The organism is Ochrobactrum sp. AN78 (genome assembly GCF_029909885.1).
GTDB classification, from domain to species: domain Bacteria; phylum Pseudomonadota; class Alphaproteobacteria; order Rhizobiales; family Rhizobiaceae; genus Brucella; species Brucella quorumnocens.
In genome coordinates this window covers 19,885-34,575 of the sequence record NZ_JASAMU010000004.1, presented here as the reverse complement: position 1 = coordinate 34,575, position 14,691 = coordinate 19,885, and the positions used below count along the sequence as shown (strand labels likewise).

Below are 14,691 nucleotides of genomic sequence, written 5' to 3'. Positions count from 1 at the left end.
AACATGATGAAGGGTTCTCGCAACAGACGGGAAGAGGACATTCTCGCCGATCTCGCGGCGGAGGTCGAAGCCGCTACTGCAAGCGAAACCAAAAAGCCGCAAAGTCAGGTTGACCGCTATCTCAAGATTGCGGCGATCACGCTGGCTGTTGGCTGTGCGATGCTTCCTTTCATCACCTATCTGCAACGTGTTGATCTCAGCCCTGACAAGAAGGCTGATAGCAAGATTGTCGACCCGCTCGACCGTTCGGAACAAAAGACGGTGAGGAGCTTTCCTTCGTTCCGTCCCAACGATCAGGTCGCGCCGAATGAGAACATTGATACCACCACAACCGGTTCGGTTATGTCCAATGGCAAGGGATTGCCCGGAACAGGAGCTGGCAACGGTGGTGATGGGAATGGCGAAGGTCAATCGCTTCCAAAGCCGGTATTCGCTCTCCGCGAAGTGGTTGGCGGTATGGCGATGATCGAAGATACGTCAGGCTATTGGTTCGTCGAGAAAGGCTCGCTTCTGCCTGATGGCAGTCACCTCGTTTCAATCGGACGCGGTAATCAGGCTGGCACCTGGAAACTGACGACGTCGGCGGGCGATGTGATTGAGTTGCGTAAGTAATACCAAAGTTCATTGAGCAAGACTCATCGGACTTTGGTTGAGCCCGTGTGGCGATTGAACCTTTTCAAGGCGTGATGCGTCAACATCTTGAGCCGCCTTGGTATAAAGCGCAGGATAGGGCGTTTGCCGCGCGCGCTCCATCAAAAGCGGTAGTTTCTCTTTTCAGCTACGTCTTATGGTGTAAGCCACGCAAGCTTGACGCAAGTTCCGACCTTTAAGTTAACAAACTATAAAGGCGGGAAACTCCATGAGCTCCATTCATCTTTTCGATCTGGCTTCAAGGCAGGCGCAGTGGTTGTCGGTACGACAGGCCACCGTTGCAGGCAATGTTGCCAATGCGAATACGCCGGATTTCCGGGCGCGAGACGTTCAGCCTTTCGCTGATGTGCTGGACAAAACCCAGCTCACCATGGCTGCAACCAGTCCGCAGCATCTGGAAGTAGAGGCGAATGGCATTGCAGGCGCGCGGCTGCGTCCTGAAGACATCACTGAGCAAACCCATTCGGGCAATACGGTCGATGTTGAACGCGAAATGATGAAGGCTGGCGAGATTGCCCGCGAATATTCGCTCAACACGAGCATCGTCAAAGCGTTTCACCGCATGATGCTGTCTGTGGCGAAGGGGTAAGCTATGTCAGACGCATTGCAGAACAGCTTGAAGATTGCAGCATCGGGCTTGTCGGCACAGTCGACCCGTTTGCGCGTCGTTTCGGAAAATCTTGCCAATGCACAGGCGACAGCGAAGACGGCAGATGCCGATCCTTATCGTCGCAAGACTGTCTCCTTCCGTACGGAAGTCGAGCAGAGCACAGGCGCTGCCGAGGTTCGGGTTGCAGAAGTCGGCAAGGATACCTCTGCCTTTATCGAAGAATATGATCCAAGCCATCCCGCAGCGGATGCGCGTGGATATGTGAAATATCCCAACGTCAACATGGTCGTCGAAATGGCGGACATGCGTGAAGCCAACCGTTCTTATGAAGCCAATTTGCAGGTCGTCAAACAAGCGCGTGAGCTGATCTCGATGACCATCGACCTCCTGAGGAGCACTTAATGTACGACTCAATTATGAGTGTTTCGGCGCGCAATGCCCTATCGCGCCTTTCTGAAACAGTCGCCGAAAAGAGCGTTGGCTCCACTTCGGCGCCCCAGGCCATCCCGACCACTCCGGGTGCGTCCTTTGGTGAAGTCCTGTCGCAAATGACGGATTCGGTTGGTCAGAAGCTGCAGGCTGCTGAAGCCAATTCCATTCAGGGCATCAAGGGTGATGCTCCGCTGCGCGACGTGGTCAGCTCTGTCATGGAAGCCGAGCAGTCACTTCAGACGGCAATCGCGATCCGCGACAAGATCGTGCAGGCCTATCTCGAAATCAGCCGTATGCCGGTCTGAGTGCTCTCACTGAATAAGGACCTGCCATGAAAGCCCTGACGATAGCCGCCACCGGCATGAACGCCCAGCAGCTCAATCTGGAAGTGATTGCGAACAATATCGCGAACATCAATACAACGGGCTTTAAGCGCGCACGCGCTGAATTTTCTGATCTTCTGTATCAATCGGAACGCACCGCTGGCGTGCCCAATCAGGCCAATCAGGCAATCGTGCCCGAAGGCGCTTTGGTTGGGCTAGGTGTGCAGACTGCGGCTGTGCGCAATCTTCATATGCAGGGAAGCTTCAACCAGACTGGCAATCCATATGACGTGGCATTGACCGGACGCGGCTGGTTCCAGATTCAGAGCCCGACGGGTGAAACGCTTTACACACGCGCTGGCGCATTCAACAAGAATGCTGACGGCCAACTGGTTACGCTTGATGGTAATGCTGTAGAGCCAGCCATCACTATTCCGCCTGACGCTATTGAGGTGACGGTGACGGAAACCGGGCAGGTCTTTGCCAAGTTGCAGGATCAGGTCAATCAGGTCGATCTTGGCCAGTTGACGCTTGCAAACTTCACCAATGAAGCTGGCCTGGAGCCATTGGGTGGCAATCTTTACCGCGAAACAGAAGCGTCTGGCGGACCACTTGTCGGTGTTCCCGGTGATCCCGGTTATGGCGCGATCAAGCAGGGTTATCTCGAAGCATCCAATGTCGATCCGGTGAAAGAAATCACCGATCTGATCACGGCGCAGCGTGCTTATGAGATGAACTCCAAGGTCATTCAGGCTGCCGATGAAATGGCTGCGACCGTATCGAAAAACCTGCGCTAAAGCATTAGAAATGCTATCTTTTTTTGTTTTTACGCACATGCCAGTCCGAAAACTGGTTCCCACTTTTCGGGATGTGCTCCAACGGTGATGACGATGAGTTATACGAAGGCAATTTCCCGGAAAACAAGGCTGGCAATCACTGCCGGCCTTCTGCTGTTCGCAGTAACGGGCGCAAGTGTTGCCGACCGCATCGCCTTTGTCGTGCCTTCGGCAACCGTCTATCCCGGTCAGGTCGTGAGCGAAACCGCGCTTCTTGAAAAGCAGTTTTTCATCAGTGCACCGGCTGCGAGCCAATATGTCCTTTCACAAGACCAGGCTACGGGCAAAGTCGCACGTAAGACGCTGCTTCCGGGCAAGCCGATCCTCGTTTCTGCACTTGGCGAACCATCGCTGGTGAAGCGTGGCGTTCCTGCGCCGCTGGTGTTCACTTCAGGCACTTTGGTGATAACCGCAATGGGCACGCCACTTGAATCGGGTGCGGCAGGCGACTTCATTAAAATTCGCAATATAGACAGCGGCATCATCGTGTCTGGAACAGTGCTTGCCGATGGTCGCATTCAGGTGGGGATGCAGTGAGAAGAACGCGCGCAGCCCTCATCGCCCTTTTGGCCTTAGCACTCCAGCCCATCGCCGGGTTTGCTGACGAGTCTTCGAAAAACGCGCGTGAGTTTGGCAACGCCGTGGAAGCGGATGCAGACTGGCTCGGCTCTGGCGGTGATCCGTCGAAAATGGCTTATGCCGAACTTGGCAGGGGCAGTGCGGTTGCACGTCTCAAAGACATTGCGACCATTCAGGGCGTGCGTGAAAACCAGCTCGTCGGATATGGTCTTGTGATTGGTTTGAAAGGCAGCGGCGATAGTCTGCGCAATTCGCCTTTTACCGAGCAGTCCATGCGTGCCATGCTTGATAATCTTGGCATCAGCGCACCGCGCAATTCGACCCGCTCCAAAAACACCGCAGCCGTTATCGTGACTGCCAATCTGCCCGCATTTTCGGGCACTGGTTCGCGTATCGACGTGACTGTCTCCTCGCTTGGCGATGCGACTTCGCTACAGGGCGGTACTCTGGTCATGACGCCCCTGATGGGCGCGGACAATCAGATTTATGCGGTCGCACAGGGCAACATGATCGTTTCAGGCTTTTCGGCCGAGGGCGAAGCAGCAAGCATAACCCAAGGCGTTCCGACATCTGGCCGTATCCCGAATGGCGCGCTGGTCGAGCGTGAGGTTGCAGGCAATTTCGGTAAAGACAGCGAAATGGTTGTCGAACTGCGCGATCCTGATTTCACGACGGCTGTGCGCGCTGCCGATACGATCAATGTGTTCGCCAAGCGCCGCTATGGGCGTGGCGTAGCGATTGCCCGCGATGCCAAGACCATTCGGCTTCAGCGTCCGAAGAACGTGCCTGCCGCTCGCTTTCTGGCTGAGCTGGAAGGTCTGCCAATCACCACGGATGAAGTTGCGCGCGTCGTCGTGGACGAACGCACCGGCACAGTCGTTATCGGTGAGAAGGTGCGTATTTCCAAAGTGGCGATCAGCCATGGTAGCCTGACCGTAAGAGTGACCGAAACGCCGATGGTCGTTCAGCCTGAACCTTTCAGTTATGGCGAGACGGAAGTCGAACCGAATACCGATATCGCCGTTAATCAGGCCGATTCCAAGATTGGTATTCTGACGGGGGCTAATCTCGAAAACCTCGTGAAAGGCTTGAACCAGATTGGCGTGAAACCAAACGGCATCATCGCAATCTTGCAGGCGATCAAGACATCGGGTGCACTTCATGCAGAGCTGGTGGTGCAATGATCATGGCTAGCAACATCATCCGTTACGGTTCGGCTTTAGCGTTGCTGATTGGTGCAAGCTTCCCGGCTTTTGCACAACAGCCCCTTCCGCCCGTTCCGACACCGCAACAAGCCGCGACACCAGCACCAACAACTGCCGCGCAGCAGCTTGCGGCTTCTGCGCCGATTGGCAATCTCGACGAAATCCGCAAGTTTTGCGGCAATATTGATGATCAGGCGGCAGATGCGCGCTTTGCTTTGCAGACCAAGCAGCTCAACGATCTCAAGGCCGATGTGGAAGCGCGTATGCGTGCGCTGGAACACAAGCGCAAAGAATATGAGATGTGGTTGAAGCGTCGCGACGAGTTTGTCAGCAAGGCACAGGATTCACTTGTCGATATCATATCCAAGATGAAACCAGATGCTGCAGCGGCTCAGATGTCGCTTATCGGTGACGAAGCGGCTGCAGCTTTGATCCTCAAGCTCAATCCACGGGTGTCGAGTATCATTCTCAATGAAATGCCGCCTGAAAAGGCGGCCAAGCTTGCACGGGTCATTGTTGGTTCGCAGCGCACGGCTGCAACACCCCAAACCAACAGGGCTCAGAGCGCTCAGGCTGAAACCGGGAATACGGTGCAATGACGAGAAGCATGAACAAAGCGATCCTTGCAACAGCGATGCTGGCTCTGCTGGCAGGTTGTGCTACGAAGCCCGAAGAAATCGGCCGTGCGCCAGACTTGTCGCCAGTGGCTGCAAATCTCGGCATGAACAACAATCCGCAATATAGCGGTTATCCGATCCGTCCGAGCAAGGCGTCATATTCGCTGTGGGATCAGCGCTCGACCAACTTCTTCAAGGACCCGCGTGCGGCTGAACCTGGTGATGTGCTGACTGTTATCATCTCGATCAATGATCGGGCAAATATGGATAACAAGACCGACCGTGAGCGTGTATCCAAAGGCCTTTACGGTGGCGGCGCGTCGTTCGATACCAGCAGTCTTTCTGGCGCAGCTGGCGGGGGTGATATCGATGCATCGGTCAATACCCGTTCCAACAGTACATCCAAAGGCAAGGGCAAAATCGAACGCAGCGAAGACATTCGTTTGCAAGTCGCTGCCATCGTCACGGACACATTGCCCAACGGCAATATGATCATTCGAGGCTCACAGGAAGTCCGCGTAAACTATGAGTTGCGCGTATTGAATGTCGTGGGTGTTGTGCGTCCGCGCGACATTTCCGGAAACAATACAATTTCCTATGACAAAATCGCCGAAGCGCGCATTTCATACGGCGGGCGCGGGCGCCTGAGCGAGGTTCAGCAGCCGCCATATGGCCAGCAGATTCTCGATCAAATTTCTCCGTTCTAAAGTTGAGCAGGCATGAGCGATACAGCAATCGATAAAGACGGCAAAGCAAAGACCTCCATAGTGGGGCTGCTGGCTGCCGTCGCTGTGTTGACTGCAATTGCTGGCGGTGGCGGCTGGTATCTTGGCGGGGTAATTTCCGCCGAGCAGCAAGTCGCGGCCAAACCGACCACGAAAGATGACAAGCCGAAGCAGGGCGACTTTGAATCCCGCTCTATCGGTACAATTGTTCCGTTGCAGCCAATTGTCACCAATCTCGGCATCCCACAGACCACATGGGTCCGGCTTGAAGCTTCGCTTGTTGCGAAGCCGGGCCGCGAGATTCCAGCAGATATGGCCGCAAGTGTGGGGGATGATTTCATGAGCTTCCTGCGAAGCGTCAATCTCATGCAATTGCAGGGCGCGGCAGGGCTGGCTTATTTGCGTGCCGATCTTGAAGAGAGGGCGCGGATGCGTTCGGAAGGCGCGGTGGACCGCGTTTTCATTTCGACGCTGGTAGTAGAATGAAAAAGATTTTTGCGCTTACTGGCCTGCTGACGCTGGCATTTATTTCTGCCGCTCATTCACAGGCGTTGTCGCTGGATAATCTTCTGCCTGCCGGTAGTGGGGCTGCCAGCGGACAGATCGTTCAGCTGTTTGGTCTTTTGACTGTACTGTCGGTAGCGCCGGGCTTGTTGATCATGGTCACAAGCTTCACGCGCTTTGCAATCGCGTTCTCGCTTTTACGTTCGGGATTGGGTTTGCAGACTGCGCCTGCCAGTATGGTCATGATTTCGCTGGCACTATTCATGACGTTCTACGTCATGGCGCCGGTGTTTGATCGTGCGTGGAACAATGGCGTGCAGCCACTGATGCGCAACGAGATTACGCAAGAGGTGGCTTTCCGAGAAATCTCCACGCCTTTCCGCGAATTTATGATGCGCGAAGTGCGCGACAAGGATTTGCGCCTGTTTGAAGACCTTGCCGATCCGGCATTCCGTACGGGAGAAGATGGCATTGTCGATTTCCGCGTGCTGGTGCCCGCCTTCATGATCTCGGAATTGCGTCGCGGTTTTGAAATTGGCTTTCTGATCGTCCTGCCATTTCTGGTGATCGATCTTGTGGTTGCCACACTCACCATGTCGATGGGCATGATGATGTTGCCGCCGACGGTGATATCCCTGCCGTTCAAGATATTGTTCTTCGTGCTGATCGATGGCTGGAATATTCTGGTCGGAAGCCTGATACGATCATTCTCGTGAATGCTGCCCCGAGGCAAAGGATGTTTCACGGCTCTAAATCAAGGGCTTGTTAAGCATCCTGACGAGGTGTCACTCCCGAAAATGGTGGTTCGTTAAAAACGATCGCATTATATTAATATATTCTTAACAATTGGGTTATAGTGCTAGCATCCATAGTAGGTCCCACGCGTTATGTGGTGACAGGCATGATGCCGCTCTCCTATGCCGGTAATTTTCAATCCGGCCTGTCCCTCAGTTTGTTTTCCCAAGGGGCAATACAATGGCTAGCATTCTTACCAACTCTTCAGCTCTCACCGCTCTTCAGACCCTTTCCTCGACCAACAAGTCGCTGGAAACCACGCAGAACCGTATTTCGACCGGCCTGCGCATCGGTGAAGCTTCAGACAATGCATCGTATTGGTCGATTGCGACCTCGATGAAGTCCGACAACAAGGCCAATTCGGCTGTTCAGGACGCTCTCGGCCTCGGCGCCGGCAAGGTTGACACTGCATACACTGCAATCAACGACATCAAAGACCAGGTTGACAAGATGAAGTCGCTTCTGGTTAGCGCTCAGGGCGCCAGCCAGGAAGACCAGAAGAAGGTCGCAACTGAAATCAAGGCAATCCAGTCGCAGATCAAGTCGTCGGCAAGCAATGCGAACTACGCTGGTTCGAACCTGCTCGTAAACGATGCTGCTGCAACTTCGGATCTTAAGGTTGTTGCATCTTACAACCGTACCGGCACCACTGTAACGATCGACACTGTTGACGTTGCTGCTGCTGACGTACAGGTTTTCGCTGACGCTGCAGGCACCGGCGGTATCGCTGGCGATCTCGTTGCCGATGCATTCTTCGATCCAGCGACTGCAAAGCTTGACGACGCTGCAATCAAGACGGCTCTGGAAAAGGTTGAAACTGCTCTGGACAAGCTCACCACTGGTGCAGCTTCGCTCGGTGCTGCAAAGGCACGTATCGACACCCAGAAGAGCTTCATCTCCAAGCTCAGCGACTCGGTTGAAAAGGGCGTTGGTACGCTCGTTGACGCCGACATGAACAAGGAATCGGCTCGTCTGTCGGCTCTGCAGGTTCAGCAGCAGCTTGGCGTTCAGGCTCTCTCGATCGCTAACTCGTCGAGCCAGTCGATCCTGTCGCTGTTCCGCGGCTAATAACTTAGCTGATACGGCTTATATTTGGAGGGCGCGGGATTCATTCCGCGCCCTTCTTCTTTTTTAAAATGTCCCCGTCATCCAAGCCGACACTTTCGCGCAAGCTTCGCGATCTATTTTGCTCGCATCAGGATGGCGGTGGTATTGATGCAGCAGAATTTCCAGCAATTACTCGAACAGCTTAAGGCAACGCTCGGCAAGCTTGGCGCGCGAAAACTTATAGCGCTCGGACTTGTCGGAGCCGCATTGATGGGCGCAATCCTCTACACCAGCGTTTATCTGAGCCGCCCCTCCTATGAAACGCTCTATGTCGGTCTTTCACGCGATGACGTAAATCGCATGGGTCTGGCGCTTGGCGAAGCTGGTATTGCTTTCGACGTTAAATCCGATGGTTCGTCGATCCTTGTCCCTGTCGGCAAGGCCGAGCAAGCACGCATGTACTTGGCTGAAAAAGGTTTGCCGACCTCAAACAATGCCGGTTACGAGCTGTTCGACAATATGGGTTCGCTTGGCCTGACGTCATTCATGCAGGAAATCACCCATGTTCGCGCGCTTGAAGGCGAAATTGCCCGTACCATTCAGGCAATTCGCGGCGTGAAGGCAGCGCGCGTTCATATTGTTCTGGCAGAAAAAGGCTCTTTCCGTCGTGGCGATCAGAAGCCTTCGGCTTCTGTTGTCATTCGTGCGGAAGGTGGCTTTGCAGCTGAATCTGCGCAATCGATCCGCCAGTTGGTTGCAGCTGCTGTTCCTTCGCTTGATGCGTCTTCTGTGACCGTTCTCGATACCAATGGTCGCCTGTTGGCATCCGCTGGTGAAGCCGCCAATGGCGCTGCACTTATGACCGCGTCGCTTGAGCAGCAGGTGGCTGCGAATGTGGATGAAAGCATCCGTAAGGCGCTTGCGCCCTATCTTGGTATCGGTCATTTCCAGAGCAGCGTTCAGGCGTCACTCGATACAGACCGCCGCCAGACCAACGAGACAAGCTTTGATCCTGAATCGCGCGTCGAGCGTTCCGTGCGCGTGGTTCGGGAAAGCGGCGATTCCCGCAATTCCCGCAATGACAACGCAACGGGTGTTGAGCAGAATATTCCGCAGGAAGAAATTCAGAGCCGTAATGGCGATAGCTCCACGGAAAAGACCGACCGTCGCGAAGAGCTGACCAATTACGAAATGAATACCAAGACGGTGTCGACGGTCAGCGATGGCTATGCCGTCAAGCGCTTGTCGATTGCTGTGGTCATTGATCAGGCACGTTTGCTTGAAACCGCCGGTACGACCCCGCCGCCTGCCGATTTTGTTGACCAGCAGATTCTCAAGATTCGTGATCTCGTTGCCACCGCCGCCGGTCTGAACGCGGACCGTGGCGATGTTATCAATGTGACTGCTGTCAATTTCCTCAATCCGGCAGGCGCAGATATGGATCCGGTTTCGACACCTTGGTCTGAACAGCTGATGCGACAGAGCGGTTCCTATGTGAATGCACTGGCAATTCTCGCCGCTGTTGCTCTTCTGATCTGGTTCGGCGTGCGTCCGCTGCTGCGCGAGCAGAATGCCAAATCGGCAGGAACCGAAGTCGCACTGCGTGAGGCTGGTGAAACTGGCGTGCCAAACTTTGTTGGCGATACGCAACAGGCAATCGCAGGTGAGGGTGCTAAGGCCGTGATTGGTGGGCCGGAAGCCTATGCCGACCAGATGAAGACCAGTCTTAGCGATCTGCGCCAGCGGATGCGCATGCCGGCCAAGCTGCGTCTCGAACAGATGATCGAGATGGATGAGGAGCGTGTAGCCGCCGTTCTCAAACAATGGATCCATGAAACTGCCGTCAAGCAGGAGGCCGCATCGACGCAGCGGTCCGTCATGCCGGAGCTTGAGGCAGCCTGATTATGAGCACGCTCGCCCTCAGCCGTTATCTTCCCGATTTTTCAACGCATCCAATTCCTGATGATGCAGTTGAGATCATTGCGGCACCCGCACATCCCCTGCCGCTCGCTGAACATCCTAAACGGGCAGATGCGCAAGACGCGTCAGCGGAAGAAAAGGCGGCATTTGCCGAGCAGGCAGAAGTTGCTCGCATTATCGCCGTTGAGGAAGAGAAGCGGATAGCATTCGAGGCCGGTCGCGAAGATGGCCACAAGGAAGCCGAGGCTTTATATGAGGCCGAGAAAGCAAGGCTTTTGCGTGAGCACGAAGCCGAAATTGAAGCGTTGCGCGCCAGTTTCTCCCGCGAGCAGGCAATTTTGCTGGCGGGCGCATTGACCGAGGCCTTGGGCGGGCTGGAGCAGAACCTTTCCGCACAGATTGCCGATGTTCTCGCGCCACTTCTTGCCGCCAAGCTGGAACGGGACGCCGTTTCCGGTTTCGCGCAGCGTATCAGCACACTTGCTCTTGAAGGGGAAGCACCGGAAATCGCTGGGCCGCTGCATCTTCTTGAGCCATTACGGGAGCATGCCGATCTCCTGCCAGCTGGATGCCGGTTTACTGAAACTGTATCCGGCGAACTTTCATTTTCCTTTGGTGAACGCGTGCTTGAAACGCGCGTTTCGCCGGTTCTGGAAGAATTAAGGGCTGCTGCCAGATGAGTATTGATCCAGAAACCAAGCGCGAAATCATTATTGTTCGTCGGGGCAGGCGCGATGAAGACGACGGTCATCATGGTGGTGTCTGGAAGATCGCTTATGCTGACTTCATGACCGCTATGATGGCGTTTTTTCTCGTCATGTGGCTCATCAATGCCGCAAATGAGGAAAGCAAGGCTGCTGTTGTCAGTTACTTCAATCCTGTCAAGCTGATGGACCGGCATTCGAGCCCAAAGGGCGTACAGGATATTGACGAGAAAAATGGCAAGGTTCGCTTCGAGAGCGACCAGCAGATAGAGAATAGCACCAAGGTCATCAATGACAACGCGGCCTCTCCGCCTATTGAGCAGGAAGAAAGCCGCATGTTCCGTGAGCCTTATGCGGTTCTGTCAGAACTCGCGCATGAGACAGGCGTCTTGCAAAATCAGTCCACGAAAGGCGATGGCGGCAGTTCTCAGGCTGGCACGCAGACCGGGGCTGATGGCGGTGACGCTTATCGCGATCCTTTCAGCCCGGACTACTGGTCGAGCAAGGCTGCAGAAGAGTTGACGCAACCGGAAGCAGCACCTGCCACACCGCCACAGCAGACCGCAGACGCGAAGACCGAGGCAAAACCAGAAGCGGCTGAAAAGCCTGCTGAAAGTCAGGAGCAGCTTATTTCGGATCTGAAGAAAGCTGCAGACGGTGGCACTGTGACCGATGGCGGAAGGGCTGCGAAAGCCGAACCGATGCCAGATGTGACGGTTGTCCCTGTTGATGGCGGCGTGATGATCCAGCTGACCGACAAAGTCGATTTCGGCATGTTCACAATAGGTTCTGCCAAGCCCGACGCACGTGTTGTGCAGATGCTCGAGCGCATCGCGCAGGTTATCTCGCGCCAGTCGGGCGAAGTCATCATCAGCGGTCATACCGACGCGCGTCCATTCAAGAGCGCAACCTATGACAACTGGCGTCTGTCTTCGGCGCGCGCGCAAATGGCCTATTACATGCTGGTCCGTGGCGGACTTGATGAGAAGCGCGTGTTGCGCGTTGAAGGCTATGCCGAGCGTCAGCCGAAGAACGCCGCCGATCCGAACGCCGCCGAAAACCGTCGCATCGACATCTTCCTCAAGTCCAACCCATGAAGAAACTGGTAACGCGCTCTTTGCTGGCACTTGTTGCGAGCCTGCCGCTGGCAAGCGGGGGAGCGGTTTCCTATGCTCAGACACCTGCAGTGGACGCGCCAAGCAGTCTGCCGGTTCTCGAGCCGTACAAGCTGGTTCGTTCGCTGCGCATGTTGCAGGACCAGCTGGTCTCGGGAAAGCCCGAAGCAGTGGTCATGCTCAACAGGCTTCTCATTTTCGTTAGTTCCGATATGGAGCGTGCTCCCAAGGAACTTTGGGAAAAGCCTGAGAATATTTACGCGGCGATTATCTATCTGTTCAATGGCGGCAATCCGGAAGCTGTGCGCAAGGTGCTGGCTGGCCTGGATGGCGGGACAGTGCCGCAAGAGCTGGTCAAAGGCGCATTGGCTTACGCTTCGGGCCAGAACATCGAAGTCGTGAAGTTGTTTTCGGTTCCGTTGTCGCAACAGCTTCCGGCTGAGCTGCGATCCTCCATCATTCTGGTTACCGCAAGCCAGATGACAGCCTTCGATCCTGCCACTGCACTGCTGCGTCTTGATCAGGTTCGGCTTGAGAGCCCGGGGACGCTTTTTGAAGAAGCTGCAATCCGTCGCTCCATGCCAATTGCAGCCAAACTGGGCGATGCTGACAAAATACGCATGCTGTCACGCAATTATCTGCAACGCTTTCCCCGTTCGCCCTATATGCGCGATTTCATGAAGCAGTTTGTGGATGCCGCATTGAAGCTCAATGACCGAATTGGCAATGCCGAACTGGTAAAGCTGATAGGCACCGCCGATCCCGTTATGCAATATTCGCTATATTTGCAGATTGCGCGCGGTGCTTTGGTTAATGGCCAGACTGAACGCGCCCGTTTCATGTCGGGTGAGGCACGTAAACTTGCTGATCATCTGAAGACTGATCCAAGCCGTGCCAATCTCTATGCGGCTGCAAGCGATGTTGCTTCAGATTCCGCCGGAGACGCCTTGCGGGAATTGTCGCAGATTTCACCGGATCGACTGCAGGAGCGCGACAGGAAGCTTTTGCAAGCGGCCGAGGCTGTCGGGTCAGTCGTGACGCGTACGCCTGCCAGCACAGCGGATAAGGCAAAGCCGGTCAAAACTGAGACTGACATTCCGGCAATGCCGATTGCGGATGCCGAGGAAGAGCCAGCGCCGACTGTAGCAGCTCAGGAAGTTGCGCCGGCGGTTGGCTGGAAGCCTTCCCAGCCTGCAAAGCCCGACGATGATTTGCAGAAGACCATGGATGACGCGCGGCGCAAGCTTGCAGAAATTGATGCCTTGCTAGGAAAGACCATTCAATGAGCGTAGATGTTTTGCTCAACACGGCGGGAAGATTAGGGTCGCTCGTCAAGGGAACCGGTGCGCAACAGGGCGCTGTGACGAAACTGAATGGCGAAAATCAGGAACAATCCGAGCCCGCAAAATTGTTCGGCGCACTTCTCGAAAAGCCTCAGAACAAGCTGTCGCCAGACGGCGAACAGCGGGATGACGATACGCAGTCTGATGATAGCGATAAGACGGACCGTGAAACTTCGGCTCAATCCCCTGTCCAATCTTCAGTTTATGGCGCATCGCAGACCTTGCTAGCACTGGCGGCAGGGTTGAATACGACAACAGGAGACAAACAAGCTGCGGCAGGCAACGATCCTGCCAGGCTTGATGCAAATATGTCAGCACTGGCAGATGTGGCGGAGGCTGACCCGGCAACGGCTGTCGCTAACGTTGGCGATATGGAAACGTCTGTAACGGAGCCAAAGAAGGATCAGCCAAAGAGGGATCACAAGGACAGCGTTCAGGCAAGCAAGAACAACCCGGCTTCTGTTGATCCCAAGAACGCTGCAAAAGCTGAAAATGTTGTCAGTCACAATCCGGCTGCTGCAACAACAGGGAAGCAGGCTGAGAGTGGAGCGGAAGGTTCTTCTGCATTGCCTAAGCCCGATCTATCAGCTCAGTCGAACCAAGCTGCAGAACCAGACCGTCCCAATGTGCAGCCGCAGCAACAAGCTGGGAGGTCGTCTTCCGCGGTTGACGTTAAGTCTCCTATGCCGACTGCTTCAACGGCAGCAGCACGCATTGCGGATATTCAGATTGTGTCCGAGCGCAGCTTCGGTGCGGTTAAGACTTTGCAGATCAGGCTTGATCCCGTGGAGCTTGGTGCTGTGACTGCGCGAATTCGTTTGGTCGCTGATAATAGTGTCGAAGTGCATCTCGTCGCTGACAAAGCCCATGGAGCGGAAGCACTGGCAGCGGATCGTTCGATGATTGAAAAGGCGCTGAAAGCTGCAGGGATTGCAGACGATGCGAAAATCTCGGTGACGGTCACGGAACGCGGAGCAGTCAGTGCAGTTCAGCATAATGCTGCAAGCCAGAGTGCAGGGCATCAGCAGGCAGGCACTCAGCAGCAAGGGCAGCAATCTCCCGACATGCAGAACGGCTCGGATGGCCGAGGCAATGCGCAGGGACAGTCGCAGGCGCAGTTCATGGGCGGAGAGGGCAGACAGAATGGCGAATCCGGTCAGGCAGAGCGCAGCCAAATGGGCACTCGTGTTTCTGGTGAAGCCAGTGAGCGTGAAGTTTCTGGCGGTCTTGGCGGCCGTAATCGCGGCCTGGTCGTTTAGTTTAGCAACAGCTAAAGCGGAGAATA

17 protein-coding genes are annotated in these 14,691 nt (G+C 55.1%); all 17 read left to right on the top strand.

What is annotated here, in order from left to right; translation table 11 throughout:
- Positions 1-3 precede the first annotated feature (3 nt).
- On the top strand, positions 4-612 hold the full coding sequence (locus tag QBD00_RS09515) for a hypothetical protein (protein WP_151093198.1): 609 nt from the start codon (positions 4-6) through the stop codon (positions 610-612).
- Positions 613-859: 247 nt separating this feature from the next.
- Positions 860-1,240 (top strand): flagellar basal body rod protein FlgB, encoded by a 381-nt coding sequence (flgB, locus tag QBD00_RS09510; protein WP_151092944.1) that lies wholly within the window; start codon positions 860-862, stop codon positions 1,238-1,240.
- 3 nt (positions 1,241-1,243) lie between these two features.
- A complete protein-coding gene (gene flgC / locus QBD00_RS09505) occupies positions 1,244-1,663 on the top strand; it encodes a flagellar basal body rod protein FlgC (protein ID WP_094579463.1) in 420 nt (139 codons plus the stop codon).
- Positions 1,663-1,998 (top strand): flagellar hook-basal body complex protein FliE, encoded by a 336-nt coding sequence (locus QBD00_RS09500; RefSeq protein WP_007877059.1) that lies wholly within the window; start codon positions 1,663-1,665, stop codon positions 1,996-1,998. Before flgC ends, QBD00_RS09500 begins: the two co-directional genes overlap by 1 nt.
- A 26-nt stretch (positions 1,999-2,024) precedes the next feature.
- Positions 2,025-2,813 carry a flagellar basal-body rod protein FlgG gene (gene flgG, locus QBD00_RS09495; RefSeq protein WP_095445434.1) on the top strand — a complete coding sequence of 263 codons (789 nt, stop codon included), beginning with the start codon at positions 2,025-2,027 and terminating at the stop codon, positions 2,811-2,813.
- Positions 2,814-2,906: 93 nt separating this feature from the next.
- Positions 2,907-3,389: a flagellar basal body P-ring formation chaperone FlgA gene (flgA, locus tag QBD00_RS09490; protein WP_318579307.1), complete on the top strand. Its 483-nt coding sequence runs from the start codon at positions 2,907-2,909 to the stop codon at positions 3,387-3,389.
- Positions 3,386-4,615 (top strand): flagellar basal body P-ring protein FlgI, encoded by a 1,230-nt coding sequence (locus tag QBD00_RS09485; RefSeq protein WP_318579306.1) that lies wholly within the window; start codon positions 3,386-3,388, stop codon positions 4,613-4,615. Before flgA ends, QBD00_RS09485 begins: the two co-directional genes overlap by 4 nt.
- Entirely contained in the window at positions 4,612-5,235 is a 624-nt protein-coding gene (locus QBD00_RS09480) for a MotE family protein (protein ID WP_318579305.1), read from the top strand. The genes QBD00_RS09485 and QBD00_RS09480 overlap by 4 nt, the downstream gene beginning before the upstream one ends.
- Complete coding sequence (gene flgH, locus QBD00_RS09475; RefSeq protein WP_095445437.1) at positions 5,232-5,960, top strand: flagellar basal body L-ring protein FlgH; 729 nt, start codon at positions 5,232-5,234, stop codon at positions 5,958-5,960. The genes QBD00_RS09480 and flgH overlap by 4 nt, the downstream gene beginning before the upstream one ends.
- Positions 5,961-5,972: 12 nt before the next feature.
- Positions 5,973-6,464 carry a flagellar basal body-associated FliL family protein gene (locus QBD00_RS09470; RefSeq protein ID WP_095445438.1) on the top strand — a complete coding sequence of 164 codons (492 nt, stop codon included), beginning with the start codon at positions 5,973-5,975 and terminating at the stop codon, positions 6,462-6,464.
- The gene (gene fliP, locus QBD00_RS09465) at positions 6,461-7,198 is read left to right on the top strand and encodes a flagellar type III secretion system pore protein FliP (RefSeq protein ID WP_151092936.1); all 738 of its coding nucleotides are present in this window, start codon (positions 6,461-6,463) and stop codon (positions 7,196-7,198) included. Before QBD00_RS09470 ends, fliP begins: the two co-directional genes overlap by 4 nt.
- A gap of 259 nt (positions 7,199-7,457) precedes the next feature.
- Positions 7,458-8,345 carry a flagellin gene (locus QBD00_RS09460; RefSeq protein WP_151092934.1) on the top strand — a complete coding sequence of 296 codons (888 nt, stop codon included), beginning with the start codon at positions 7,458-7,460 and terminating at the stop codon, positions 8,343-8,345.
- Between the two features lie 132 nt (positions 8,346-8,477).
- Positions 8,478-10,226, top strand: coding sequence for a flagellar basal-body MS-ring/collar protein FliF (gene fliF, locus QBD00_RS09455; protein WP_318579304.1), 1,749 nt, complete (start codon positions 8,478-8,480; stop codon positions 10,224-10,226).
- A gap of 2 nt (positions 10,227-10,228) precedes the next feature.
- Positions 10,229-10,924, top strand: a complete 696-nt coding sequence (locus tag QBD00_RS09450; protein ID WP_264231973.1) for a hypothetical protein — start codon at positions 10,229-10,231, stop codon at positions 10,922-10,924.
- Positions 10,921-12,045, top strand: coding sequence for a flagellar motor protein MotB (locus QBD00_RS09445; RefSeq protein ID WP_318579303.1), 1,125 nt, complete (start codon positions 10,921-10,923; stop codon positions 12,043-12,045). Before QBD00_RS09450 ends, QBD00_RS09445 begins: the two co-directional genes overlap by 4 nt.
- Positions 12,042-13,349 carry a chemotaxis protein gene (locus QBD00_RS09440; RefSeq protein WP_191792963.1) on the top strand — a complete coding sequence of 436 codons (1,308 nt, stop codon included), beginning with the start codon at positions 12,042-12,044 and terminating at the stop codon, positions 13,347-13,349. The genes QBD00_RS09445 and QBD00_RS09440 overlap by 4 nt, the downstream gene beginning before the upstream one ends.
- Positions 13,346-14,665, top strand: a complete 1,320-nt coding sequence (locus tag QBD00_RS09435; protein WP_318579302.1) for a flagellar hook-length control protein FliK — start codon at positions 13,346-13,348, stop codon at positions 14,663-14,665. The genes QBD00_RS09440 and QBD00_RS09435 overlap by 4 nt, the downstream gene beginning before the upstream one ends.
- Positions 14,666-14,691 lie beyond the last annotated feature (26 nt).